The sequence below is a fragment of the Rhodococcus sp. 05-2255-1e genome (genome assembly GCF_002259025.1).
Taxonomy (GTDB): Bacteria; Actinomycetota; Actinomycetes; order Mycobacteriales; family Mycobacteriaceae; genus Rhodococcoides; species Rhodococcoides fascians.
Genome location: NZ_NOZE01000010.1, coordinates 446,812 through 471,962, shown reverse-complemented (window position 1 = coordinate 471,962; position 25,151 = coordinate 446,812). Strand labels below are relative to the sequence as shown.

Sequence of the window (25,151 nt, the reverse complement as noted above, 5' to 3'; positions counted from 1 at the left end):
GTGATCGGCGATCAGATTGCGACGTATCTCGATCATCTGGTGGTCGAGCGCGGGTCGGCACCGAACACTGTGTCGTCGTACCGTCGCGATCTGGTGCGGTACGAGCGGTTCCTCAGCGGGTACGGAATTTCCGATCTGGCGAAGGTGACCGAGAACGACATCACCGAGTTCGTGCTGTACCTCCGGCGTGGCGACGACGAATTCCCGGCTCTCGCAGCCAGTTCGGCGGCCCGGACGCTGATCGCCGTGCGTGGTCTGCACCGCTTTGCCCTGGCCGAGGGAATGGTGGACCGCAACGTCGCGAGCGAGGTGAAGCCGCCGCAGCCGGCCAAACGACTACCGAAGTCGCTGCCCGTCGACCAGGTCGTGGCGCTGCTGGAATCGGCGTCCATTGCCGGTCCCGATGCGCCGCGTGGTCTGCGAGATCGGGCACTGCTCGAACTGCTGTACTCCACCGGCGCGCGCATCTCCGAGGCCGTCGGTCTGGATGTGGACGACATCGACACCGAGGCTCGCTCGGTGCTCCTGCGCGGTAAGGGCGGGAAACATCGAGTCGTCCCGGTGGGGAGGCCGGCCATCGAGGCGGTCGACGCATACCTGGTGCGCGGACGGCCAGGGCTCGTCGCCCGCTCGAATCCGGCGCTGTTTCTCAATGTGCGCGGTGGTCGACTGTCGCGGCAGAGCGCCTGGCAAGTGCTGCAGGACTCCGCGCAGCGGGCCGGAATCACCGCCGGGGTTTCGCCGCACGTGCTCCGGCACTCGTTTGCGACGCACCTGCTCGACGGCGGTGCCGACGTCCGTGTCGTGCAGGAATTGCTGGGCCACGCGTCGGTGACCACGACGCAGATCTACACCCTCGTCACCGTCACGACGTTGCGTGAAGTGTGGGCGGGTGCGCACCCGCGAGCGCGCTAGCACGCGGTCGGCAATCGTGTGTCAGCGTGTCCGATGACAATGCCGTCGCGTCAAGCGGTAGCGTTTGCGTGAACTACTCGAAGACGAACGGGACAGGGGAGCGCTGGAACGTGTCGACACCGCAGCCGCCAGCGGCGGAGTCAGCCTCGGAACCGTCGTGGGGCGTGCAGCCCGCCGCCACCCCCGATACCGGCGAAACGCATTCGTCTCATCCGCACAGCGATGGCGCTCTTTTCCACACACGTCAACCGGAATCCAGTCGGGAGACACGCGACATCATTCCTGCTCCGAACGAGCTCGGGCCCACAGGTCGCAAGACGAGGCCGGTTCCCGATCCGCAGCCGCTGGCCAGTCACGGCCCGGCCAAGATCATCGCGATGTGCAACCAGAAGGGTGGCGTCGGCAAGACGACGTCGACCATCAATCTCGGTGCCTCGCTGGCCGGTTACGGCCGTCGCGTGCTGCTCGTCGACCTCGACCCGCAGGGCGCACTGTCCGCGGGCTTGGGCGTCGCACATCACGAACTCGATCTGACGGTCTACAACCTCCTCGTGGAGGCGAAGGTGTCGGCCGACGACATCATCATGCGGACTCGCGTCGACAATCTCGATCTGATGCCGAGCAACATCGATCTTTCTGCCGCCGAGATCCAGCTGGTCACCGAGGTGGGGCGTGAGCAAACGCTCGGACGGGTACTGCACCCCATTCTCGACCGCTACGACTACGTGCTCATCGACTGCCAGCCCTCGCTCGGCCTGTTGACGGTCAATGCGCTGACCTGTGCCGACGAGGTCCTCATTCCGATGGAGTGCGAGTACTTCAGTCTTCGCGGCCTGGCTCTCCTCAACGACACCGTCGAAAAGGTGCGCGATCGGCTCAACCCGCGACTGAAGCTGGCGGGCATCGTTGTGACGATGTTCGACGCCCGCACGCTGCACTCGCGCGAGGTGATGACGCGGGTGGTCGAGGTGTTCGGCGACGTCGTCTACGACACCGTGATCACTCGCACGGTCCGGTTCCCCGAGACCAGCGTTGCCGGTGAGCCGATCACCACCTGGGCTCCCAAATCCGGCGGCGCGCAGGCGTACCGCGCTCTTGCGCGCGAGGTGATCTACCGGTCGGGTCCGTGACGGTCGACGCTGCCGACGAGGCCCCGATCGAGGTTCCCGCCGACGCGGATCCGTCGAAATTTCGGGTTCGGTTGCTCAACTTCGAGGGCCCGTTCGATCTGCTGCTGTCGCTGATCAGTCAGCACCGCATGGATGTCACCGAGGTGGCGCTGCACACCGTCACCGACGATTTCATCTCGTTCACCAAATCGCTCGGTGCCGATGTCGGACTCGATCAGACAACGGAGTTCCTCGTCGTCGCGGCGACGTTGCTCGATCTGAAGGCGGCTCGTCTGCTGCCGTCGGGTGATGTGGAGGACGCCGAGGATCTCGCGTTGCTCGAGGTGCGCGATCTCCTGTTCGCCCGGTTGCTGCAGTACCGCGCCTACAAGCAAGTCGCGCTGCTGTTCGGTGAGCTGGAAGCCGCTGCGCTGCGGCGTTATCCGCGCTCGGTGTCGGTGGAAGATCGATTCGCCGATCTGATTCCCGAGGTGTTGCTGGGGGTCGATCCAGCCAGGTTCGCAGACATCGCAGCCGCAGCGTTTCGGCCCAAGCCGATCCCGCAAGTGGGCCTCGACCACATTCATCAGCATGCGGTCTCGATCCCCGAGCAGGCAGAGTGGTTGCTCGAGAACCTGCAGGGCCGGGGACTCAACGAGTGGGCATCGTTCTCGGAGCTGGTGCAGGACTGCGAAGTGCAGGTCGAAATAATCGCGCGCTTCCTCGCGTTGCTGGAACTGTTCCGGCAACAAGTGATCGCCTTCGAGCAACCCGAACCACTCGGCGATCTTCGAGTGAGCTGGACCGGCAAGGACGAAGGACCCATCGTGGTCACGGAAGAGGACTACGCATGAATGCCGACCCGGAACTCGAGCTCGAGGATGTCGACGAGTCAGGCGAACTCGACGACAACACGCTCGCGTCGGCACTCGAGGCGGTTCTGCTCATCGTCGATACTCCCGCCTCCGACGAACAACTGGCATCGGCCGTCGGATCTTCGGTGGCCCGCGTACGTGCCGCACTGAACCGGATGGCCGCGGAACTGACAGAACGCCGCAGCGGAATCGACCTCCGCTACGCCGGCGACGGGTGGCGTTTCTACACCCGAACCGCCTATGCGCCGTACGTCGAACGGCTGCTTCTCGACGGCGCTCGGTCCAAGCTCACACGTGCAGCATTGGAAACCCTGGCCGTGATCGCCTATCGTCAACCGTTGACCCGCGCACGAGTCAGCGCCGTACGTGGAGTCAATGTCGATGGAGTGATGCGTACGTTGCTCGCCCGTGGACTGATCTCCGAAGCAGGAACGGACCCGGAGACGAACGGCACGATGTACTGCACCACCGAGCTGTTCCTCGAACGGCTCGGGCTCGCATCGCTCGGTGATCTACCCGAACTGGCACCGCTGTTGCCGGGAGTGGACCTGATCGACGAGATCAGTGACAGCATGGACACCGACCCCAGAACGACCCGCTCCACCAAGAACCGCGGATCGAAACCCGATCCGGCAGCCGAGCTCGACTCGGACGACTGATAGGTAAGACAAGTGAACAAGCCCGCTCGCCGTGATGGCACACCGGACCGTAACAAGAGACAAGACCCACGCAGGAAGCCCACCGCAGGTCGGTCGGACACCCCGCGTGACGCACGCCGCGGAGATCGCACCCGCGACGCCGCACCCCGGGACGCCGCACCCCGGGACGGCGCTCCCCGCGCCGGTGCACCCCGAACCGGTGCCCCTCGCACCGGGGGACCACGCGCAGGCGCTCCCCGCACCGGTGGCCGACCGGCCCCGCGCAGAGGCGTCGAGCAGGGGGAATCGTTCGAGAACAAGCCCGTCGAGACGGGCATCAACGATCGCAGCAACGACGCGGTGCCCCGCAAGAAGCCGTCGCGCCCCAAGCCGCCGAAGCCGCAGAAGAAGCAGGCTCCGGCAACCACCATCAGCAACGCCAAGCCGGCGAAGCATCAGTACACCGATTCGTCCCCGCGCAAGCACGTGCCTGCCGGTGAGGGTGTTCGGTTGCAGAAGGTGCTCGCGCAGGCCGGTGTCGCGTCGCGTCGGGCCGCGGAAGAGCTGATCGCCGACGGTCGCGTCGAGGTGGACGGACGCATCGTCACCGAGCAGGGCATCCGCATCGATCCGAACATCGCCGTCGTTCGCGTCGACGGCACTCGTGTCGTCGTGAAGGAAGAACTGGTTCATCTCGCGATGAACAAGCCGCGCGGATGGCAGTGCACCATGTCGGACGATCTGGGTCGTCCGTGCGTCGGCGACATCGTCGCCGAGCGCGTGCAGGCGGGTCAGCGTCTGTTCCACGTCGGTCGGCTCGATGCCGACACCGAGGGACTGTTGTTGTTCACCAACGACGGTGACCTTGCTCACCGGCTGATGCACCCGTCGTACGAGGTGTCCAAGACCTATCTCGCGACGCTGTTCGGCACGATTCCCCGCACGCTCGGCAAGCAGTTGCGCGAAGGCGTCACTCTCGACGACGGCCCGGTGAAGGTCGACGGCTTCCAGCTGCTCGATATCTCGGACGGCAAATCGCTCGTCAAGGTGACGTTGCACGAGGGCCGCAAGCACATCGTGCGTCGGTTGTTCGACAAGGTCGGATTCCCGGTGGGACGCCTCGTGCGTACCGACGTCGGCAACATCGTGCTCGGCGATCAGCGTCCCGGAACACTGCGTGTTCTCGGCCGCGGCGAGATCGGCAAGCTCTACGAATCCGTAGGCCTGTGATGAGTGCGCTCGTCGTGGCGATGGACGGGCCTTCGGGCACCGGTAAGTCGTCGGTATCGCGTCGGCTCGCATCGGCACTCGAAGCAAGCTACCTCGACACCGGTGCGATGTACCGCGTCGCAACGGTATGGGTGCTGCGTTCGGGCGTCGAGCCCACCGATGCAGACGCAGTCGCGAAAGTTGTTGCAGCCCTTCCCCTCGAGATCGGGAAGGATCCACTGTCGGAGACCGTCTTGCTCGACGGAGTGGACGTCAGCGGCGAAATCCGCGGCGACGCAGTGACCAAAGCCGTCTCGGCTGTGTCCGCGGTGCCTGCGGTGCGTGAGCTCTTGGTGCAGATGCAGCGCGACCTCGCCAGCTCGTCGACGCGAATTGTGGTGGAGGGTCGCGACATCGGCACCGTCGTGCTTCCCGACGCCGACGTGAAGGTGTTCCTGACGGCGTCACCGGAGGCGCGTGCGGAACGACGCAACAAACAGAACATCGAACAAGGTCGCGGCGACGACTACGAATCCGTGCTCGCGGATGTACAACGCCGCGATCATGCAGATTCGACGAGGGCAGTGTCACCGCTTCGTCCCGCTGAGGATTCGGTGATCGTCGATACCAGCGAGCTGGATCTCGACGGCGTGATCGAGCGTTTGCTGCTCGTGGTGAACGACAGAAGTGGAGCAGTCCAGTGAGTGAAGAATTCTTCTCCGGCGCAGCGGAAACCGCGGGCGACGGAACGTGGAGCGACGAGGGCGAGTGGGAGTACGTCGACCTCAACGAGGGTGAAGACGGTGAAGATGCCGTTGCCGTACCGACTCTCGCCGTGGTGGGCCGACCGAACGTCGGCAAGTCGACGCTCGTCAACCGCATCATCGGCCGCCGCGAAGCAGTGGTCGAGGACGTCCCGGGCGTCACTCGCGATCGTGTGTCGTACGAGGCGAACTGGAGTGGTCGACGCTTCCTGGTGCAGGACACCGGCGGTTGGGAGCCCGACGCCAAGGGGCTGCAACAGTCCGTTGCGCGCCAGGCCGAGTTGGCTATGAACACCGCCGACGCGATCCTGCTGGTCGTCGATGCCCGCGTTGGTTCGACGACGACGGACGAGGCAGTGGCACGAGTGTTGCGTCGGTCGAAGACTCCGGTTCTGTTGGTGGCCAACAAGGTCGACGACGGTCGCACCGAGTCCGAGGTCGCTGCACTGTGGTCTCTGGGTCTGGGGGAGCCGCTATCGGTTTCGGCTACCCACGGCCGCGGTACCGGTGATCTGCTCGACCGTGTGCTCGAGGCTCTGCCGGAGACTCCGCGCGAAGGTATCCCCGGCGGGGGACCGAGGCGTGTCGCTCTGGTCGGTAAGCCGAACGTCGGCAAGTCGTCGCTGATCAACAAGCTCTCGGGTGACGAGCGTTCGGTGGTGCACGATGTTGCAGGCACCACTGTCGACCCGGTCGACTCGTTGGTCGAATTGGGCGGCAAGACATGGCGATTCGTCGATACCGCCGGACTGCGCAAGCGCGTCAGTCATGCCAGCGGCGCCGAGTTCTATGCGTCGCTGCGCACCAAGTCCGCGATCGAAGCAGCCGAGGTCGCAATTCTGCTTCTCGATGCCTCACAGGTGATCTCGGAGCAGGATCTGCGCGTGCTGAGCATGGTCTCCGATGCCGGCCGTGCATTGGTGTTGGCGTTCAACAAGTGGGATCTGGTGGACGACGATCGTCGTCAGCAGCTCGAGAAGGAAATCGACCGCGATCTCGCGCGCGTTCCGTGGGCCCAGCGGGTGAACATCTCGGCGCACACCGGCCGCGCCGTGCAGAAGCTGGTTCCCGCACTGGAGACGGCTCTGGAGTCGTGGGACAAGCGCGTCCCCACCGGACGCCTCAACACGTGGCTCAAAGAGGTCGTGGCAGCCACCCCGCCGCCGATGCGTGGCGGACGCCTGCCCCGCATCATGTTCGCGACGCAGGCCAGCACACGGCCGCCGACGTTCGTGCTCTTCACCACCGGCTTCCTCGAGGCCGGCTACCGCCGATTCATCGAGCGGCGTCTGCGTGAAGAGTTCAACTTCGACGGCAGCCCCGTCCGCGTCTCGGTACGTATCCGCGAGAAGCGGGAACGGCCGGGTAAGGGCAACAACCGCTGACCTAGTCCGACCCCGCCCCTGAGCAGGCGATTTCCTCTCAGGGGTAGGGCTGGGGTAATCTTAGCAAGCGCCTTTCGAGGTGCGGCGGGCTGTGGCGCAGCTTGGTAGCGCACTTGACTGGGGGTCAAGTGGTCGCAGGTTCAAATCCTGTCAGCCCGACACAAGGAAACCCGCTCTGACCTGTGTCAGAGCGGGTTTCGCCGTTGGTTGGCCAATGGTCGCAACGGTGTCGATGTCCCAGTGGGTCGGAGTGGTCGTCGTTTTGACGGCCGAGGAGCGTGCTTGTAGGCGACGCTTCATCGATACGTTTCAGCGTGGCTTAGGATCTCAGGTTCCAGTCGGTAATGGGGCGGAATGCGGTGCTCAGCTGTGAAGCCCGGCCCTGTGAACAGGCAATAGGTTCCTCTGCGACCCTCAAACAAATCGATCAGTTCGCAGACGACCAGACCGGCGTCTCGACGCACGGATTCTGGGTACAGCGCCTTCAAGACTTCGCGCTCGGTTTCGGCGATTGCTGGCAACGCCTCCTGAAGGAGGTCGATGACCGAGGGGTCATCAGGTAGGGCTTTGAGCTCATCTCGGAGCGCCGCGTTGCGCGCGTTCTTGAGGTTGTTGGTTTGCAGTACTTGTTCCCGATCCATGTTTAGAGTGAAGGACGGTTCGGCGTTCGCGGAGACTTTGACGGAGAAGCTTACTGAGCGCAGGTCCATGTGCATCAATGCGTTTCGAAGCTCAAGTAACCAGCGGTAGCCGAAGCAGTTCGCGTTGAGATCATCCAGCATCGATTTGATCGTTGTCTTGGTGCTGTCGCCGCGTTTCTCTGAGAGCACTTTTGCTGCGTGTGTCCGATGGTCCCTGTAGACGAAGAAGGCGTTGGATGCCGAGAGGCTGAGCGTGCGGACATACTCGCCGACGTCGGATCCCCGCTCGTCCGTCCTGGGTACCGACCTGGTCTCGATCGCTGTATTTCCGACCTTGACAATGTAGTCGATCAAGTCCATTACACACGCGCGGACAAAGTTGAACATCGACTCGTCGCGACAAGCCGCGAGCGTCGCGTACGCGTCGGAGAAGCGATCGTATTGGTCGGGCGACAGATCTGCGATCGGTCGAAACACGGGAAAGTCCCTCGACTCATAGTCGATCAGGACTGCACCACGTTCGGTAGTTGTCGATTCTGGCATTCTGGCATTCTGGCATTCTGGCGTAACTTCTACGATTCTGTGAGCGCGGGTTGGATGCCGTGCGTCGCACTGGGTCGATTATCCGGCGACTTCGCCGGGGTCGGTGAACATGGTGGCCCCGGCGCTCGTGAGCGATTCCTCCACCGCGTGCGCGTAGGTCCGCAGCATCTCCTCGGCGCTGTGCCCGTGCCACGCCGCGACCGCTGCGATGGGCGGCGTCCCGGAGAACAATTCCAGGTTGCCCCTTCCTGGCCGAAGGCATCTGCTCGGGCGTGGGTCGGTCGGTGACGCGGGGCGGGAGTTGCAGGGATTCTTGCCGAACATCTGGTGGCCCGCGGATCGTGCGTGGTTCGTAGCTAGCGATGTGGATCTTATGTCGACCTATGTCGGAGGGGCGACGGAGTTGGCTAATGCGCTCAACGGCGGGATCGAACTGTTCGAGGCCATCGACTCGTGGCTCGGTGCCAGGATCACGTGGGACTGCGACACCATCAATCCTCGGGCGGCAGGCCCGCACACCCACGATTGAGAATTCCTCTGCCCTCGACCGAGAACTCGATCACGTGCCTTGCGCCTCAGGTACCAATGACTGAAATGGTGACTCTGCGTGGTGGAACTGGCCGTATTGTTCAGCGGGGTCACGGATTCAGACGTACGACGCCGGGAGATGATCGGACTCGGTAGCGGGATCGTCGTCGAGGTCAGAGTCCAGATCGAACCGCCTCATCTCGTCTGATCGCAATAGATCGACGGTGTTCAGCGGCTGGCACACGTCAGGATGAAGCCAAGCAAGGATCGGGGCTGGAACCTAGACCTCTCCGAAGCCGTCCTGTGTTCGGGCGGTGCAGTCTGTCGTGGGAGCAAGGAGGTAGGCGAATAGGTAACTCGCCGCCGCTATCGCTGCCAGTGCGATCCACCAGGACGGGAATACATCTGTGTCAGTGAGGATTTCACTGTCAGCGACGACCAGCCAGCACAATGCAAGAGAGGTCGTCAGCGTGACCGCTGCTGCGGTGCACGCGGCGAATTGGTGTCGCCACGTGCGGTGTGATCGTGCGGCCCACATCCGGTTCGACCATAAGGCGTAGCGGCCGCCACCGACTGCGATCACACCGATCAACAGTCCTGCGACGGCACCGCAGAACGCAGGAAACACCAGCAGCGCCAACCGGAGCGCGGTCCCTTCGAGGGCCCAGGGGAGCATGACACCCACCGCTGTGCAGGTACCGGTAAGACCAGCGACTCTTAGTTCTTTCTCGACCCAGTCCACTGTGCCACTAGAACACGGCGGCAATGCGTTTCGGTCTCGAAGCCGCTGTCTGACCGCTCACGTTCAAATGTGGACCCGTTGACGCCGGACGTGACGCTGGAAAAACGTAGATCTGACGACTTGCGCTACTGCCGCTCTACCGCGCTCGCTAACTCCTCGTACGTCTGTTCGCTGATCGCAGCCAGCTATTCTCCGCGGCCCAGCAGTTCACAGCGCAATGAAGCCTCGAGATCTCCCCAGCAGCGCGCGATCTTGCCGTCGTCATCGAGTCGGTACATCGCTAGTTCTTGGATCTGCACATACCGGCCGGTCGCCGCGATCCCATCGAACTCACCGTGGTGGGTGCCGGTGTCCGTCAGGCGAGCCGCCATCGACCGGCCCTCGACGACCAAGTCCTCAATACACCAGCTGAAGTCGGGGAACGCGACTGTGATGTCTCGAAGGCCGTCGCGGTAGCCGTCGATGCCGCTGCGGACACCTTCGACATCGGTGGTGATGAATTCGTCGAGGTCGCCGAAACGCCGTTCGTTGCAGGCTGTGATGTAACGAGCGTAGGTACCGCGCGGATCGTCTGCGAAAATCGCCATACCACCCACGGTAAAGGCCCCGCGTAGTCCTGGCCAGGACGACAGCGGATCAGCTGCACGAACATTATTTCACCGTCGTCACTGTCTAATGGCTGTTTTCCACGAGCCCGTTCGAGTCACCGTTTCGAGACCGCTTTTCAGTTCGACAGCTCCCAAATCCGTCGTGGCGCTGATTTCGCGCGGTGCAGTCCTCTCGCTCTCGCAGGAATAGCCAAGACATGCGCCGCGGCGTGTAGGCAGTTTTCCCAATGTTGCGCGACGAACCGCTCACGCGACGTTGCCGACTCGCGATCACCGTGACGCCTATGTCGTCGACACCGCGTACACCCATACCGAATTGTGGAGTGGGCCTACGCCGTAGCTGCCCGGACCGCGACGATCAACGGTCATCGCTGGCGTAACCGGGCGGCTCGGTTGTGCTCGTCAGGTCGACCAATGCAGTTGTTGCCTGCACGGCACGGCGGAATGCTGCGGTGCCTTCTCGACGGTCCTGCCGTCGTGATGCCAGGGCGATGATCGCGGGTGGCCCGTCGAGCGCGATGTAGCGGACGTCGGGGTTCGGCAGGTAGCGCCGTGCGGGCTCGGCGTACACCCCGATCGTCCCCGACATCGCTACTGCCGATGGGATGTTGAGGGGCGAGCGCACCTGGGCCCCGTGACGCGGGTAGCGGCCCGCTGCCCACGCAGTGAGGCCGGGCTGTCCTATCGGTCTGATGCACGGCCGGTCGTGAATCTCATCGGGTGTGAGACGGGTTGCGTCTGCCAGTTCCGATTCTGCGGGAACTACGGCGCATCGTTCGATCTCGATCACTTGCTCGACTCGGAGGTCCTCGGCACCGCCGACGTCGTGCAGGATCGCAACGTCGACCTCTCCAGTTCGTACTGCGTCGTACTGGTTTTCCCAATTGAGTTCGACATAGGACAGCTCTAGCCGCGGATGGTGCCGGTCGAGCAGTTGACGAGTCGCCGACCAGCTATCGGCCAGCCCGAATCCCAGGACGCCGACGCGAAGCACCGAGTCTGCACGCTCACCCTCACGCACCGCCATCAGGGCGTCGAGATCTGCGAGCACTCGATTCGCGCGGGGAAGAAACCTTCGGCCGGCTTCGGTGAGTTCCACCTTGCGGCTGGTGCGCAGAAACAGATCCGTACCGAGTTCGCGTTCGAGTTCCTGGATGCGTCGACCGAACGGTTGCGCACCGATGAAGTGAGCTTGGGCGGCGCGCCCGAAATGTAGTTCCTCGGCCAGGGTCAGCGCATATCGCAGCGATCGTATGTCCACCGATATTCACCGCCAAGTCCGTACCGTCGATCGCCCCATTGGGGTCGAGAAGATCGCAACCTTTTTGCCTGATGATCTGGCTGATGCTGGTCAGCATACTTCGACGAAGACACGAAATGTCGTAGATCACAACACCCATGAACTTCGCCGGAGGTAACAATGAGCACGCATCGCACCCTGATCCGCAACGGCCGAGTCCTGACCATGGACCCCGCGCTCGGCGACTTCGACTCGGCGGACGTGCTGATCGAGGACGACACGATCGTTGCCGTCGGACCGGACCTCGGGGTCCTCGACGCCGAGATCATCGATGCCTCGAACCACATCGTGCTGCCCGGCTTCATCGATACTCATCGGCACACGTGGCAGTCGCTCTTCCGCGGCATCTGCAGTGACTGGACCCTCGGCGACTACTACTTCGGTATGCGGCTGGGAATCTCCCCGGCCTACACGGCCGACGACGTCCGATTGGGCAACTTCTACGGCGCAGTCGACGCACTCAACAGCGGTGTCACCACACTGCTGGACTTCTCGCACTGCAACAACACTCCCGACCACTCCGACGGTGCCGTTCAGGGCCTGTTGCAATCCGGCATACGCGCATCGTTCTGCTACGGATTTTTCGAAAGCTCCCCCGAGCGATCGCAATTCGGCGATCACACTGCACGTCTCAGAGATTTCCATCGCATCGCCGATACGTACTTCGCCTCCGACGGCCGACTCACACTGGGCGTCTCGTTGTCGGAAATCTTCGGCCTTCCCTGGGCGGACACGGTCTCGGAACTGGCAGCCGCCCGAGAACGAAAAGCCCTGCTGGTCAATCACGCCGGGTGTGTATTCGGCAGCGCCTTGTGCAACGGAATACTCGAAATGGATCAGATGGGCTTGCTCGGCCCGGACATGGTCCACGTGCACTGCTGCAGCTTCGGCGACGCCGAATGGGAAGCTTTGGCACGCAGCGGCGGCCGAGTGTCGATCTCGTCGCAGACGGAAATGAACATGGGCTTCGGTCGTCCGGTCTTCGAGCGCTGCCGGCAACACGGGATCGTCCCCACACTCTCGGCCGACGTGATCTCCCTCAACAGCGGCGACCTGTGGCACGAACTTCGATTCGGTCTCTCGTGTGCACGCGCCGACGCAGCCGACCCGATCAACGCAGCAGGGCAGATGCCCGACGCAGTCGCGCTCCCGGCGCGGGAGGCGCTGAAGTGGACCACCGTCAACGCCGCCGAGGCCATGGGACTCGGTGACCGCATCGGTTCACTGACACCTGGCAAGCGTGCCGATCTCCAGATCATCGGTGGGCCCGCTCTCGAACAGCATCCTGTGCTCGATCCCTACGCCACGCTGGTGTTCCAGACCTCTGCAGCCGATGTGCGCACGGTCATCGTCGACGGTCGGGTGGTCAAACGAGACGGGATCCTGACAGTGACCGATCGGGCGTCGCTGACAGCGGAAGTCGATGCAGCGTCCGAACGCATCCTCGGGCGACTCAGGGATGCAGGTCGCGAACTTCCCGGGACCCCACCGGGCGCATTCACCGCGATCGAGCCGCTCACGCGCAGTTTTCACGAACAGGCAATCGAAGCGATGACGGTGGCGTCGCGGTGATGACGGAACAACCGCACTGCTCGCCCCCGCATCGACAGCTCGATGCGGTGCCGTCGGCAGGCAGGAGGATCCGGTGAGATTCGTGACCTACGACGGCGGCGGTGGCCCGAGAACCGGAATCATCGACGGAGAGACCGTGCGTGGACTGCGCGCAGGCGTCAGTCTGCTGTCGATTCTGAACTCCGGTGACGACGCCCTTACCGAGGCCGGCGAGGCGGCGACACGATGCCCCGACGAAACCCGCGAGCTGGACCAGGTGCGATTGCTGGCACCGATACCACGACCTCCCTCGGTGCGAGACGGACTGTGTTTCCTGGACCACCTTCGCGGCTGTTACCGCGCGATGGGACGCAGCCCTGAGCTGCACGAGGCGTGGTCGCAGGTCCCGGCGTTCTACTTCTCCAACGCCGGATGCGTCCTGGGCCCTTACGAGGACGTGCCGGTTGCCCCTGGCAGCACCATGTTCGATCTCGAACTCGAAGTGGGAGCGGTCATCGGTCGTGGTGGCCGCGACCTCGATCCGCGCACCGCCGAGAAGCACATCGTCGGTTACACCCTGTTCAACGACTGGACCGCACGCGATCACCAGCTGCGCGATCTCGCCCTCGGCATCGGGATGGGAAAGAGCAAGGACAGCGCGCTCACCCTCGGGCCCGCTCTGGTCACCGTCGACGAGCTCGAGGATTACCGGCGCGACGGCCGGATCGCTATCGAGCTGTCCGCCGCGGTCAACGGTGACGAGATCACCCGTGGCAACCTGGGCGAAATGGATTGGGGTTTCGGCGAACTCGTGGCCTTCGTCTCGCGCGGGGTCGATCTGCAACCGGGTGAGGTGGTCGGCTCGGGAACCGTTCCCGGCGGTTGTCTCCTCGAACACGTCGACACGCCCGAACTCGACGATTTCGATCGTTGGCTGCGTCCTGGTGACGTCGTGACCCTGACCGGGCAAGGACTCGGAGAGGTGCGCCAGACAGTTGTTCCGGGCGTCGATGTCCTTCCGCTGTCATCTGGGTTCTGACATGAAGTCACCTCTGCCGCACCAGTACAGCAAGACCTCCGCGAGAACGCAGCCGGCAGCGAAAACTCGCCGGAAACAGGATCGTGTACGGGTGCCGGACATCTCCACGTGCTGATACATCACTGCGAGGCCTACTGCCTCTGGGCCGCAACGCATTACATCGTGAACAGACAAGGAACGAACAATGCGAAAGTTGATCGACATCTCTGCTCCGCTTCAAACCGGGATAGCGTCCGATCCTCCCGGATTCGGACCCCACATCGACTATTACACCCACGCTGACACCGTCGAGGACTTGCTTGCGTTCTTTCCCGACGCGAGCAAGGACGATCTACCGGACGGCGAGGGGTGGGCGTACGAATGGGTGCGCGCTACCACCCACAACGGAACCCACCTCGACGCGCCGTACCACTACTCTGCGGTGATGGACGGTGGGAAGCGGGCAGCGACCATCGACGAAGTGCCCCTCGACTGGTGCCTGCAGCCCGGAGTCAAACTCGACTTCCGCCACTTCCCGGATGGATACGTGGTCACAGCGGCCGACGTCGAGAACGAACTGACCCGTATCGGGCACGAACTGTCGCCGCTCGAAATTGTCGTCGTGAACACTTCGGCCGGCGCACGCTACGGGCATGACGACTACGTCGCCTCCGGTTGCGGGATGGGCCGCGATGCCACGCTCTACCTATTGGAGAGAGGAGTGCGCCTGACCGGCACCGACGCTTGGAGCTGGGATGCCCCCTTCGTACACACTGCCGCCCGGTACGCCACCGAACACGACCCGTCGATCATCTGGGAGGGGCATCGTGTCGGACGCGAAATCGGCTACTGCCATCTCGAAAAGCTCAACGGGCTCGAGCAACTACCTCACACCGGCTTCGAGATCTCGTGCTTCCCAGTCAAAATTACAGCTGCCTCGGCGGGATGGACTCGAGCAGTCGCGATTTTCGATTCGCCAACCGACTGACCTCCGGCGCACATTTTCGGTCCGGAGGATGCGCCGCCTTCGGTTCCTTGAAAACTGTTGTCCAACAGTAAATCTGTGAAATGGGAGGGGTCGATCTGCCACCGTGGTGAGCGGCCAGGTTTGCGTAGAGCGGCGATTTTCGCCATCGGTTGAGTACGGAGCAGGAGACGAATGGCGGCCACTCGGTACGTGAACGATCTACTGCTGCCGGTGAGGAGCGCACGGATCCGGCGGCGGCGCTCATCTCGGGTGGAGATGGTTGTTCGGATGGGGGAGCGGTGGGCGATCGTAACGCTCCGGTTCATGTGGGTGTCTGTGGCCCACTTTCGTCTGCTGAGCCCGTCCTGGCCACGGAGGCGCAACGTTGCGTCATGGAGTTCGATCGAAGATTTTCTGTCGGTGCTCTGTGCGACTCTGCACGGCATGGCGATCTGCATGGCGTGTGATCTGGAAATGCTCGATTCAGTGGGTTGCACGTGGCGGCCCAGTCGAATACCCAACGGCAGGAGCAAATGCCACGACTGCGGTGCCCCGCCGCGAACGCTTCACCACCCGGGGTGCGACGGCGAGCGGTGCAGATGTGGACAGATGCTGTCATGCGGCAGCGGATGCGCGGTTGATGAGTGCGAACGTGAAGACGGCCACGACTACATCGACGGGAGCTGCAGGTGGTGCAACGAACCGTCCGGACAGCTCCGCGTCGTCGGCGGCTCATGACCCTATCGTCGGGTATTGGGACTTCCGACAGGACCCTGTTGACCCCCGAACTGCGAGGGACAAACCCCGGCGCTGTCACGGAGTTGTAGACGGTCGGCGTGTCAGTACGTCGCGTCGCGGACCCCGAGACGGGGGCATCGTCGATTTCTGTCCGTCAGGTGTTGGTTCGAGAGCACACTGCACTAGGGCATCATGGGCCTATGAGTGATCTCGAGTACCTCGCCACTTTGCTCGCTGCGCTGGACGCGGAGATCGCGCGAGTTTCGGCCTCCGAGTCCGAGGAGCAGGCGTCGGCCATCGACGACGCAGCCGCCGCCGTCTTCCGGTTGCGTGAGAAGGTCAAGGCCGGTTACCCCGGCAAGAAGGCCTACTACCTTGCGGCGTCGACCGATCCCCAGGGGATCAGAGTCGAGGGAATTTCTGCCCTGCACGGCAAACGCGCCCACGAACTGGTCCAAGACGGTGGCTGGATGCACTCAGATTCCAGCACTGTTCTCGATGCTCTCGATGACGACCAAATCAGTCGGTACCACGCGATCGCTGGACGCGGTGTAGCGCAGACGTTCCGGGACTCACGCAAATACTTGGCAGAGGCAACAGGTCTCGCCGATAAATAGACCTGAGTGGCAGCACGGTCGGGTAGCTGAACCCGCCGACGGTAAAGGTCTGGGCCTCACATACTGAATGCTCCGCTGAAGTCGAGCGGTGCTGCTTCGAGGTGGCGTCCGCGGGGAGTGGCGTCGACGAGTTCTCCGTTCTGGACAACAATCTCGCCGCCCACAATCACGGTGACCGGCTTTCCTCGAAGTCGATGCCCCTCGTAGGGTGTGTAGTCGGTCGCCATGTGCAGTGTTTCGGTGGTCACCGTCCATTCCAGTTTGGGATCCCAGATCGCGATGTCGGCGTCGGACCCCGGCATCAGCGATCCCTTGCGTGGATACAGGCCATTGGTGCGCGCTGGATTCGCCGAGGTCAATTCCACGAATCTGCTGGCAGTCAGACCCAATCCGTCTACGTAGTGCGAGTAGATCACCGGTAGACGCGTCTCGACACCGGGCAGTCCGTTGGGCATGTGCCGCACGTCGTGGCTGTGCACCTGCTTCTGTGCGGTGTCGTAGCAGCAATGGTCGGAACCGATGGTGGTGATGTGCCCGGTGAACAGGTGACGCCCGAGTTCCTCGACCACCTCGGCCGAACGCAGCGGTGGGCAGCAGACAAAACGTTCGGGTTGCTCACCCTCGTAGGCCGAGTCGTCGAGGATCAGATGGTGGGCAACCGATTCGGTGAAGGCGATGAGCCCTCGCTTACGCGCGTCCGCGACCAGTTCGACTGCAGCCGGAGTCGACTGATGAACGAAATAGACCGGCGCGCTCTGTGACTCGGCGATCGCGAGAATGGCGGCGACCGAGGCAGTTTCGGCAAGCTCGGGCCGGGTCTGCGACATGTGTGCTGCATCGACTCCGTCCGACGCGGCTGCGAAGTTCTGCGCGTCGGTGACGATGGCGTCGGACTCGCAGTGGATGATGACCATTCCGCCGAGATCGCGAGTGGCCTGCATCGTGTTCAGAATGGTGTGCTCGTTCGCCATCGTTTCACCGGCATAGGTGGTGAACATCTTGACCGTCCGGATGCCTCCGTCCGCCAGAGTCTTCAATTGGTCCGCGGTGGTGTCGGTCCACTCGACGACGCAGGCGTGCAGAGCCGAATCGCACAGTCCGCTCGACGCTTTCGCACGCTGTACCTCGGCGGCGTCCAGCGGCTGTTGACCGGGACGGGGGATGGCGAAGTCGATGATCGTGGTGGTGCCGCCGAACACGGCCGCCGTCGTGCACTCGAAATACGAATCGAGCGAGGTGAATTCGCCGGAGGTGAACCCGACGTGGCAGTGTGGATCGACTCCACCCGGCATCACCAGTTTCCCGGTTGCATCGATGACCTCTGCTGCCGCGTCGACCTCGCTCCCTGGGTTGAGCACCGCAACGACTCTGCCGTCGTCGATGAGCAGGTCTGCCGGAGCGGCCCAATGGGATTCGACGACCGTCCCACCGCGCACGACCTTCATCGTGTGCTCGCGAGGTAGGTCAGCCATCCGCCGCGGTCGCTGATGTCGGTGACGCCCGTGGCCGTCAGATAGCTCTCGCGCATTCGCATCGACAGGGAGCCCGAGCCATCCGCCAACTCGATGACCCCGAGTTCGAGTTCCTTCGGTTCCCTGGGAAGGAGCTCGTCGCGCAATATGTCGTACTCGACCTCGTAGAGCTCGCCCGGTACCACGAATCCATCGGTTGAGACCGGGTGCAAACCGGGGAATTCGTCACGCACGGAGAAGAATCGGTATTTCGGTGCGGTATCGACTTTCCCCACGAATCGCGCCTTGTGCAACGCGTCGTTCAGGGTGCCGCCGGACATCGCTTGTCCGTTGACGAACATCGTGACCAGTGCCATGCGAAGCCTTCTTTCAGTGAGCTTGGAGTCGGACGAGACGGTTCGGAGAGAACGCTGTTACGTCGAGTTCTGGTTTTCTACCGTGCACCTGCTCGGTAAGGATGTGCCCCCACAGCGGTGCGAAAGTGAAGGAGTAGGTGCCGCCTGCCACGAAGAGTCCCGGGGCTCCGGCCAGTTCGCCGATGACCGGCATTTCGTCGGGCGTGGTGACCACAGGCCCGGTCCAGGTATCGAGGAGCGCATTGTGGCTCAGCGCAGGCAGAAGCCGTCGAACCTGCTCCAGGTTTCCTGTGGTGCTGTCGGATCTGCTCGGCGCCGGCTCGCTGTCGTGGAACGCACCTGCAGGCCAGCCGCCGCCGAGGACGAGGCGTCCCGATCGATTCTGCTTGATCGACATTCCCTCCCCGACGTGCTGAACCAGCACGTCGAGTGTCCGAGGTACGGCATCGAGCGAGTGCATCTGCAACGAGGTCGGGACGAGATCGAGCGATACCCCTGCCATAGCCGCGATCGGGGCCATCCACGGACCTGCAACGTCTATCACCGCGGGTGCAATCCACGTTCCACCGTCGGTGCCGACGGTCCAACCGTCACCGTCGTGGGTCAATCCGGTAACCGGTGTCGACGGATGAACCGACGCTCCTTCGGCCGCGGCCTGCCGCAACAGGGCAGGACCTGCGAGGTCGGGTTCCGCGAATCCGTCCCACGGACACCAGGTTGCGGCCTGAATGCTCGGGCCGAGCAGCGGTAGCGCCTGACGAGCTTCATCGCCGGTCATTACCTCGGTCGGGATCCCCGCATCTCGTTCCCATCGGTGCTTCGTGAGGAGGGCGTGGACCTGCTCCTCGGTTTCGGCCACCATGAACCCGCCACACCGGTTCAGCCCGAGACCGGGCACCGTCTCGTCGAGTGTGTTCCACAGCGTGCTCGTCGACTTCTGCAGTGGAAGCAGTTGTTCGACGTCGACGGCTGTGCCCTGCCCGGGCCTGCGCGTGTGAATGGTCTGGATGTGCAGGTTGCCCGCGGTCGTACCGGAGCCGGCGGTGTTGGGTAGGGTGCGATCGAGCACAGCAACGCGGGATCCCGCGCGGGTGAGGGTGAGAGCCGTTGATGCACCGACGATTCCGGCTCCGATGACAACGACGTCGACCTCAGACCGCATGAACAGCTCCTACGGTCGCGTAGGCATCGTCGATACCCGATTCGACGATGACCGATTGCAGCGCGGCGAGCGTGTCGGCGTCGGTAACCGGCAGTAATGGTTCGCGCACGGTGCCTCCCGGTTGGCCGAGAAGGTTCATCACGGCCTTCAGCTGGGGAATGGGGGAGGCGTACACGCCGCTGTAGTCCGAGGCGATGAGCCGGCCCGAGAACGCGCGATAGCGATCGACCCACATGCGTGCGGTGTCGGCGTCACGTGCAGCGACGGCCTCGTAGAACGGCACCGCGAAGGGCGCGCCCACCCCACCGCCGTCGATGTTGCCGTCCCCGCCCAGTTCGAGCAGCGTGGCAAGGCCGCGTCGATGCAGGAAACTCCCGAATACACGAACGCGGTCGGACACGGCCTCGACGGTGTCGAGCATGGCGAGCCAATTACCGGTGCTGTCTTTGATCGCGACGACGTTCTCCAGGTCGGCCAGTCGAGAGAACAGGTCGGGTGTGGTGCCCATGTCGACCGCAACGCCACGTGGCCAGTTGTAGGCCATGAACGGCAATGATGTTGCGGTGCTGACGCTTCGGTAGTAGTGATAAGTCTCTTCTGCCGAGGTGTGTGCATACGGCGGAGGCGTCGCCAGTATGCCGTCCGCGCCGACGGAAGCCGCATGCTTCGCGAGCGCGGAGGACTGCGCAGCTGTGTACGCGCTGACACCGATCACGACAGGGAAGCGGCCTGCAACTGCATCAATCGATGCTTCCGCGACGGTCTTTCGTTCGTTGTCGTTCTGGCTGAACCATTCGCCCGTGCTGCCGTTCACGAGTACACCGTGAACACCCGTCTGCGCGTAAAGATTCATCAAGTCGAAAATTGCCTCGGTGTCGACGTCACCCGACTGCGTGAACGGTGTAGGAGCAGCGGGCCAGTAACCGGACCACGCGACATCATCGCGATTCATGGGAGTGCCTTTCGGGCTCGGGACTATCGACGATGCGTCGTACTCGCATTTGTGGGATCGATTGCATAGACTGCCTTCGGGGTGGTCGAGTCGTCAAGCCGGAAACGTACTTGTAACGCGACCACGGTCGAATATGTCTGTCCGATGCGTGAAGCAAGAGAAGGAGAACCGATGGCGGTCACCTTGATCGACGTTGCGAGCGCTGCTGGGGTTTCGCGCAGCACGGCATCACGCGCATTGAGTGGATCGTCGCTGATCTCAGCGGAGACGCGGGCAGCGGTGGAGGATGCGGCCCGGGCTCTCGGATATCGGCCGAACAGGGCTGCGAGTGCGCTGCGCTCCAACAGGTCGCACTTGGTCGGTCTGGTCATGAACAACCTGCTCAATGCGACCTTTCATACGGTCGCCGAGGTCGTTCAGAAGAGAGCGGCAGCCAGCGGATTTCAGGTCCTGCTCTGCATCACCGATGCCGATCCGGCGCGCGAGGACGACGTACTCGCCATGCTGGGCGAGCATGGCGTCGACGGAACCATCGTGATCGGCAGCGGTCGAAGTGCGGCGGCGTCGAATGCGCTCCTGGAGCAGGGCCGTGCGGTGGTCAACCTGATCCGTTCGGTCAAGGGGAGCTCGGCTTCGACGGTGCTGGCAGACGACGTCACGGGTGCTCGCGACGCGACAGCGCATCTGATCGAGCTCGGGCACAGTCGTATCGGCTATATCGGTGGAAACGAGGATGCGACGTCCGGCCGTGAGCGCTTCGAGGGCTATCGACTGGCGCTGGCGGACGCAGGTATCCCGGTCGACGAGACGATCGTCCGGAAAGGCCCGTTCACCACCGAATTCGGTGCCGACGCGATCAACTCACTACTGGATGCGCCCCAGGCAATGACTGCTCTGTATGCGGCCAACCACGAGGCTGTCTTCGGCATCCTGCCCACGCTCGTCGGCAGGGGTGTGTCGGTGCCGGACGAGTTGTCGCTGATCTGCCACGAGGATATGCCGTGGCTCGCGATGTGGCAGCCTGCAATCACAGTGGTCGACAACGGCGCGGCCCAATTGGCGAACGTGGCCATGGACCTGTTGTTTCAGCAGATCAAGGATTCGCTCGAACCCGATGGGCGTACATATCGAATCGGTGCTCGTCTGGTGGAGCGAGCGTCGTGTGCCGCATTGTGATCGGAGTTTTCGGATTGCAGGAATCGGGACCGCGATCACAGGTGAACGGTTAACAGTTGATGTACCGCGTGTCGGCAATGTTAACCACGTTGACGCCTCCGAATTCGTCTGCGACGCTTGATGCAATCGATCCCAAAGGATCGACTCTGCTCGAATCACTCCGTCATTGTCGCTGCCGCCCCGTCCTCGAACGTGTAGTGCTGCAGTCGATATCGAAAGGCTCGCTCAATGCGCAAGTTAACAGGACTCGCCGCTATCGCTGTCGTGGTGGCCGGCCTCACTGCCTGTAGTTCCTCGGACGATTCCGCAGCCGCGCCGACGGACTGCACACCCACGCTCGGTGCTTCGGACCTCGCCGAAGAAGGCACTCTGACGATGGCCACCAATGCAACGCTTCCGCCCATGCAGTACGTCGATCCGAACGGGGACGTGATCGGCATGCGCGTCGACCTCGGCAAGGAGATCGCCAAGCGCCTGTGCCTGACGCCGAAGTTCGTCAACATCGAGTTCGAGGCGCAGATTCCCGGTGTGCAGGCCGGTCGATGGGACATGATCGACACCGGCATGTTCTACACGCCCGCACGCGCCGAAACCATCGATCTTGTTCCGTACGAGGTGCAGGCAGTATCGATCTCGGTGCCGTCGGGCAATCCCGAATCGATCTCCAGTGTGGACGATCTGGCGGGCAAGACCATCGGCGTCGAAGCGCCCGGATACGAATTCGACACGTTGACCGCGTTGGCCGAGCAGTTCGCGATCGAGGGTAAGCCCGCGTTGACGGTGCAGACGTTCAAGACCAATGCCGATGCCTATCAGGCACTTTCGGCGGGCCAGCTCGACGGCACCTCCATCGTGGAGTCGGTCACGTCGTTCTACCAGGAAGACGGACGCTTCGAGACAGCCGTCGGTGGGATCAACGAGGCACCCCTGGCAATGGGATTCGCCAAGGGCAGTAAATCCTCCGCTGAGGTGGCGCGTGTGCTGTCGGAGATGAGGAGCGATGGATATCTTCCCGATCTGTTCGAGCAGTACGACGTCACCGGATACGACGGCGATATTGCCGTGAGCACCGGTCCTCTCGACAGCTGATCCGACCAACGCAAGTCGAAAGGCACCCACATGTGGTCCTGGGACGCATTCTTTTCCATCCTGACGAGCGCCCAGCTGCTCGAAGGCGCGTGGGTCACGATCTGGCTCACCGTAGTCAGCATGATCCTCGGACTCGCTCTCGCAGTGGTGGTGGCCTCCGCGCGATCATCCAAGCTCGTACCCCTGCGGATAGTCGCCGGGTTCTACGTGTGGCTGATGCGCGGCACCCCACTACTGGTGCAGCTGGTGATCATCTACACCGGGCTGCCTCAGGTCGGCATCAAGCTGGGCGTGATCGAGGCGGCACTCGTGGGTCTGGTCCTCAACGAAGCTGCATACCTTTCGGAAATAGTCCGTTCCGGATTGCTCTCGGTTCCAACCGGACAGACCGAAGCGGCACGAGCACTCGGCATGTCGCCCACGAAGGTCTTCCGCGTGGTGGTTCTTCCGCAGGCTCTGCGGGTGATGATTCCTCCACTCGGCAACAGCTTCAACGGATTGCTCAAGACCACAACTCTGGTGTCGGTCATCTCCGTACAGGAATTGCTGCGACGGACCCAGTTCTTGGTGCAGGTGAATTTCCGTGTGCTGGAGGGGCTCTGCGCGGCGGCGTTGTACTTCTTGGTGCTGACGACTCTGTGGGGGTTGATTCAGAAGATGATCGAAGTACGAGTAGGGCGTGGATACGACCGCAATTACCGCCGTAAGGGCGGACCGTCGAGTCCGAAACTCGACGACAGCGCAATGAAAGCCGAGGCTGTGAACCGATGACGAGTGCGACGTCTGCGACCACGAAGGCCACGAAGGCCACGAAGGCGACCACGATGGTCGAGGTCAGGAATATGACAAAGGCCTACAACGATCTCGTCGTCCTCGACGACATCGATTTCACGGTGGACAAAGGGGAAGTGGTTCTGCTTCTCGGGCCGTCAGGAAGTGGGAAGAGCACCTTGCTGCGCACGCTCAACTGTCTCGAGACGATCGAATCCGGGACCGTCCGAGTCTGTGGCGAGATGATGGGCTTCTCGGAGGGGGCCAAGCGAATGCCGCTGTCGGAGGCGCAGATCGCAAAGCAGCGGCATCACACCGGAATGGTGTTTCAAAGCTTCAATCTGTTCCCCATGATGACCGCGCTCGACAACGTTGCATCGGGTCCACGCCATGTCCTGGGCACTCAGAAGGACAAGGCGCGCAGGCAAGCTCAGGAGTTACTCGATCTCGTCGGCCTGGCGGACAAAGGGGAGAACTACCCGTCACAACTGTCCGGTGGCCAGCAACAGCGCGTTGCGATCGCCCGTGCACTGGCGATGAAGCCCGAAGTGATGCTGTTCGACGAGCCCACGTCGGCACTCGATCCCGAGATGGTCAACGAGGTTCTCGACGTCATGCTCCGACTGCGCGACGAGGGAATGACGATGGTGGTGGTGAGCCACGAAATGGGCTTCGCGAAAGCGGCCGCAGACAGGGTCGTCTTCATGAGCGACGGAAAGATCGTCGAAGAGGCACCTCCTGGTGAGTTCTTCGACAAACCCAAAAATGCTCGTACACAACAATTTCTGAGTCGCATACTCTGATTCGACCGACTGATGGTCCCAGCTCAGGAGCGCACGTTCTTCTGAGAGGGGGTTAGGTCGAACGAATAGATATCGAGCGAGGAGGAGTGATCTCGCTGCATTGTGTATAGGCTCAACCATCGAAGTCGGTTTTGTCCAACAGGACGGACGGATGGGCGAACATTCATGGCACTGGCAGATCTCGACACTGGCAACCCGCATTGGCTCAACGCCGTCATGTTTGCCATCGCGGCGGTCATAGCAATAGTTCTCACCTGGTGGTTCTTCGGCAACGACAGATAGCCGAGACGAACACGTGGCTGTCCAGGCTGAGTCGATATCCCGAATCGCACCGGCATTCAGGTTGTGCAGGGCTACCGGGTCAGGATCTCACCGGTGCAAGATCCACGCCGGGCGGGGGAGTGAGGCGTCGGAGTGTGCCGTCGAACACGGTTGCATACAGTGACCAACCGTTGGCTGACGGTCCGATGCGTACCGAACTCGGTCCCGTCCATCCTGGCGAAATACCTGCTGCGATAACGCATGTTGTCCCTGTCCTGGGGTCGATGCTGTACACGGAACCTTCTACGTGTGCGGCGGCGTACAGCGTGCCGGCGTCGGACATGGTCAGGTCGTCGAGTCCCGGAAAGAATCCCGGCACTGTGGCCACCACAGACCAGTCGTCGGGTGCTTCGAGGGGTACTTCGATGACCTGGCCCGTGAACAGATCATCGGTGTACACCCGGCTGTGGTCCGGGCTGAGCGCCAACCCTTCTGATCGAGGAACGGGCGACCAGTTCTGTTCGACGTCGTCGGCGGTCGGGTCGTAACGGGTCAGACCTCGGGAAGGCGAGCCGATGTCCGTGCCCACGTCGGTGGTGAGGAAGTCTCCGTTCGGCAGCCGTAGAAGTCCGTGAGCCGCCATGTCGGTCACCGCGCTGACCTTGCCGGTACGGGTGTCGAATTGCGAAAGACCTGGACCGGCGACAAAGTAGAGGATGCCGTCGTGCAACTGCATCCCTCGCGGAGCCGCGAGGTTGTCGAGTACTGGATCGACATGGCCGCCTGCATCCACGTACACGATACTGGAGGCTCCGGATATGTAGAACCCGCCGGCTCCGTCGGGTTCGAGATTCTCCGGTTCGTCGAGTCCGCTCGTCACGGTATCGACCGACCAGCCTGCACAGGTCATGGGCGGCGGGCCCGGCTCAGGTGTTCCGGCGTGAGCAGGTGCAGACGTGAG

The 25,151-nt window shown here is 62.8% G+C and carries 26 protein-coding genes and 1 tRNA gene; 17 read left to right on the top strand and 10 right to left on the bottom strand.

The features are described 5' to 3' along the window. The 8 genes from xerD to CH262_RS10025 all read left to right on the top strand — a co-directional run bounded on the left by xerD (position 1) and on the right by CH262_RS10025 (position 7,054). A complete protein-coding gene (xerD, locus tag CH262_RS10060; RefSeq protein WP_094694574.1) occupies positions 1 to 915 on the top strand; it encodes a site-specific tyrosine recombinase XerD in 915 nt (304 codons plus the stop codon). Positions 916 to 1,025: 110 nt separating this feature from the next. After that, complete coding sequence (locus tag CH262_RS10055; protein ID WP_236253792.1) at positions 1,026 to 2,045, top strand: ParA family protein; 1,020 nt, start codon at positions 1,026 to 1,028, stop codon at positions 2,043 to 2,045. Next, positions 2,042 to 2,878 carry a segregation and condensation protein A gene (locus CH262_RS10050; RefSeq protein ID WP_032384282.1) on the top strand — a complete coding sequence of 279 codons (837 nt, stop codon included), beginning with the start codon at positions 2,042 to 2,044 and terminating at the stop codon, positions 2,876 to 2,878. The genes CH262_RS10055 and CH262_RS10050 overlap by 4 nt, the downstream gene beginning before the upstream one ends. Then, positions 2,875 to 3,558 carry an SMC-Scp complex subunit ScpB gene (gene scpB / locus CH262_RS10045; protein WP_057474926.1) on the top strand — a complete coding sequence of 228 codons (684 nt, stop codon included), beginning with the start codon at positions 2,875 to 2,877 and terminating at the stop codon, positions 3,556 to 3,558. Before CH262_RS10050 ends, scpB begins: the two co-directional genes overlap by 4 nt. Positions 3,559 to 3,570: 12 nt before the next feature. Beyond that, the gene (locus CH262_RS10040) at positions 3,571 to 4,767 is read left to right on the top strand and encodes a pseudouridine synthase (RefSeq protein WP_094717520.1); all 1,197 of its coding nucleotides are present in this window, start codon (positions 3,571 to 3,573) and stop codon (positions 4,765 to 4,767) included. Then, the gene (gene cmk, locus CH262_RS10035; protein WP_094717519.1) at positions 4,767 to 5,450 is read left to right on the top strand and encodes a (d)CMP kinase; all 684 of its coding nucleotides are present in this window, start codon (positions 4,767 to 4,769) and stop codon (positions 5,448 to 5,450) included. Before CH262_RS10040 ends, cmk begins: the two co-directional genes overlap by 1 nt. After that, positions 5,447 to 6,895 (top strand): ribosome biogenesis GTPase Der, encoded by a 1,449-nt coding sequence (gene der / locus CH262_RS10030; protein ID WP_027497207.1) that lies wholly within the window; start codon positions 5,447 to 5,449, stop codon positions 6,893 to 6,895. The genes cmk and der overlap by 4 nt, the downstream gene beginning before the upstream one ends. An 85-nt stretch (positions 6,896 to 6,980) precedes the next feature. Continuing rightward, positions 6,981 to 7,054 (top strand) — tRNA-Pro (locus CH262_RS10025). Between the two features lie 137 nt (positions 7,055 to 7,191). Here CH262_RS10025 and CH262_RS10020 read toward each other — a convergent pair. Next, positions 7,192 to 8,079, bottom strand: coding sequence for a hypothetical protein (locus CH262_RS10020; RefSeq protein ID WP_143547093.1), 888 nt, complete (start codon positions 8,077 to 8,079; stop codon positions 7,192 to 7,194). 78 nt (positions 8,080 to 8,157) lie between these two features. Then, positions 8,158 to 8,310, bottom strand: a complete 153-nt coding sequence (locus tag CH262_RS27275; RefSeq protein WP_143547092.1) for a recombinase XerD — start codon at positions 8,308 to 8,310, stop codon at positions 8,158 to 8,160. 142 nt (positions 8,311 to 8,452) lie between these two features. Here CH262_RS27275 and CH262_RS27535 point away from each other — a divergent pair, with 142 nt between their 5' ends. After that, a complete protein-coding gene (locus CH262_RS27535) occupies positions 8,453 to 8,608 on the top strand; it encodes a hypothetical protein (RefSeq protein ID WP_155290163.1) in 156 nt (51 codons plus the stop codon). A 279-nt stretch (positions 8,609 to 8,887) separates the two neighbouring features. Here CH262_RS27535 and CH262_RS10015 read toward each other — a convergent pair whose 3' ends face one another. From CH262_RS10015 to CH262_RS10005, 3 genes are all read right to left on the bottom strand, one after another. Further along, positions 8,888 to 9,283: a hypothetical protein gene (locus CH262_RS10015; protein WP_143547091.1), complete on the bottom strand. Its 396-nt coding sequence runs from the start codon at positions 9,281 to 9,283 to the stop codon at positions 8,888 to 8,890. Positions 9,284 to 9,534: 251 nt separating this feature from the next. Beyond that, a complete protein-coding gene (locus CH262_RS10010) occupies positions 9,535 to 9,936 on the bottom strand; it encodes an ester cyclase (protein WP_094717516.1) in 402 nt (133 codons plus the stop codon). A 379-nt stretch (positions 9,937 to 10,315) separates the two neighbouring features. Beyond that, complete coding sequence (locus CH262_RS10005) at positions 10,316 to 11,218, bottom strand: LysR family transcriptional regulator (RefSeq protein ID WP_032408224.1); 903 nt, start codon at positions 11,216 to 11,218, stop codon at positions 10,316 to 10,318. 159 nt (positions 11,219 to 11,377) lie between these two features. Here CH262_RS10005 and CH262_RS10000 point away from each other — a divergent pair, with 159 nt between their 5' ends. The 4 genes from CH262_RS10000 to CH262_RS09985 all read left to right on the top strand — a co-directional run bounded on the left by CH262_RS10000 (position 11,378) and on the right by CH262_RS09985 (position 16,148). Continuing rightward, positions 11,378 to 12,829, top strand: coding sequence for an amidohydrolase family protein (locus CH262_RS10000; protein WP_094717515.1), 1,452 nt, complete (start codon positions 11,378 to 11,380; stop codon positions 12,827 to 12,829). Between the two features lie 73 nt (positions 12,830 to 12,902). Then, positions 12,903 to 13,847 carry a fumarylacetoacetate hydrolase family protein gene (locus CH262_RS09995; protein WP_094717514.1) on the top strand — a complete coding sequence of 315 codons (945 nt, stop codon included), beginning with the start codon at positions 12,903 to 12,905 and terminating at the stop codon, positions 13,845 to 13,847. Positions 13,848 to 14,031: 184 nt separating this feature from the next. Beyond that, on the top strand, positions 14,032 to 14,814 hold the full coding sequence (locus tag CH262_RS09990) for a cyclase family protein (RefSeq protein WP_032388338.1): 783 nt from the start codon (positions 14,032 to 14,034) through the stop codon (positions 14,812 to 14,814). 917 nt (positions 14,815 to 15,731) lie between these two features. Continuing rightward, positions 15,732 to 16,148 (top strand): phosphate acetyltransferase, encoded by a 417-nt coding sequence (locus CH262_RS09985; protein ID WP_094717513.1) that lies wholly within the window; start codon positions 15,732 to 15,734, stop codon positions 16,146 to 16,148. A 56-nt stretch (positions 16,149 to 16,204) separates the two neighbouring features. On the opposite strand, the gene hydA is transcribed toward CH262_RS09985, so the two are convergent. The 4 genes from hydA to CH262_RS09965 are packed head-to-tail and all read right to left on the bottom strand — an operon-like array spanning position 16,205 to position 20,090. Next, positions 16,205 to 17,620, bottom strand: a complete 1,416-nt coding sequence (gene hydA, locus CH262_RS09980) for a dihydropyrimidinase (RefSeq protein ID WP_256988750.1) — start codon at positions 17,618 to 17,620, stop codon at positions 16,205 to 16,207. Next, positions 17,590 to 17,976: an allophanate hydrolase-related protein gene (locus CH262_RS09975; RefSeq protein WP_094717512.1), complete on the bottom strand. Its 387-nt coding sequence runs from the start codon at positions 17,974 to 17,976 to the stop codon at positions 17,590 to 17,592. Before CH262_RS09975 ends, hydA begins: the two co-directional genes overlap by 31 nt. 13 nt (positions 17,977 to 17,989) lie before the next feature. Next, on the bottom strand, positions 17,990 to 19,138 hold the full coding sequence (locus CH262_RS09970; RefSeq protein WP_094717511.1) for an NAD(P)/FAD-dependent oxidoreductase: 1,149 nt from the start codon (positions 19,136 to 19,138) through the stop codon (positions 17,990 to 17,992). Continuing rightward, complete coding sequence (locus CH262_RS09965; RefSeq protein WP_094717510.1) at positions 19,128 to 20,090, bottom strand: dihydrodipicolinate synthase family protein; 963 nt, start codon at positions 20,088 to 20,090, stop codon at positions 19,128 to 19,130. Before CH262_RS09965 ends, CH262_RS09970 begins: the two co-directional genes overlap by 11 nt. 171 nt (positions 20,091 to 20,261) lie before the next feature. Here CH262_RS09965 and CH262_RS09960 point away from each other — a divergent pair, with 171 nt between their 5' ends. From CH262_RS09960 to CH262_RS09945, 4 genes are all read left to right on the top strand, one after another. Next, positions 20,262 to 21,266, top strand: coding sequence for a LacI family DNA-binding transcriptional regulator (locus CH262_RS09960; protein WP_032388342.1), 1,005 nt, complete (start codon positions 20,262 to 20,264; stop codon positions 21,264 to 21,266). Between the two features lie 228 nt (positions 21,267 to 21,494). Beyond that, positions 21,495 to 22,355 (top strand): ABC transporter substrate-binding protein, encoded by an 861-nt coding sequence (locus CH262_RS09955; protein WP_094717509.1) that lies wholly within the window; start codon positions 21,495 to 21,497, stop codon positions 22,353 to 22,355. A gap of 30 nt (positions 22,356 to 22,385) precedes the next feature. After that, entirely contained in the window at positions 22,386 to 23,126 is a 741-nt protein-coding gene (locus CH262_RS09950; protein ID WP_032366140.1) for an amino acid ABC transporter permease, read from the top strand. After that, entirely contained in the window at positions 23,123 to 23,929 is an 807-nt protein-coding gene (locus CH262_RS09945; RefSeq protein ID WP_306436778.1) for an amino acid ABC transporter ATP-binding protein, read from the top strand. The genes CH262_RS09950 and CH262_RS09945 overlap by 4 nt, the downstream gene beginning before the upstream one ends. 361 nt (positions 23,930 to 24,290) lie before the next feature. On the opposite strand, the gene CH262_RS09940 is transcribed toward CH262_RS09945, so the two are convergent. Next, positions 24,291 to 25,070, bottom strand: coding sequence for an SMP-30/gluconolactonase/LRE family protein (locus CH262_RS09940; RefSeq protein ID WP_256988749.1), 780 nt, complete (start codon positions 25,068 to 25,070; stop codon positions 24,291 to 24,293). Positions 25,071 to 25,151 lie beyond the last annotated feature (81 nt).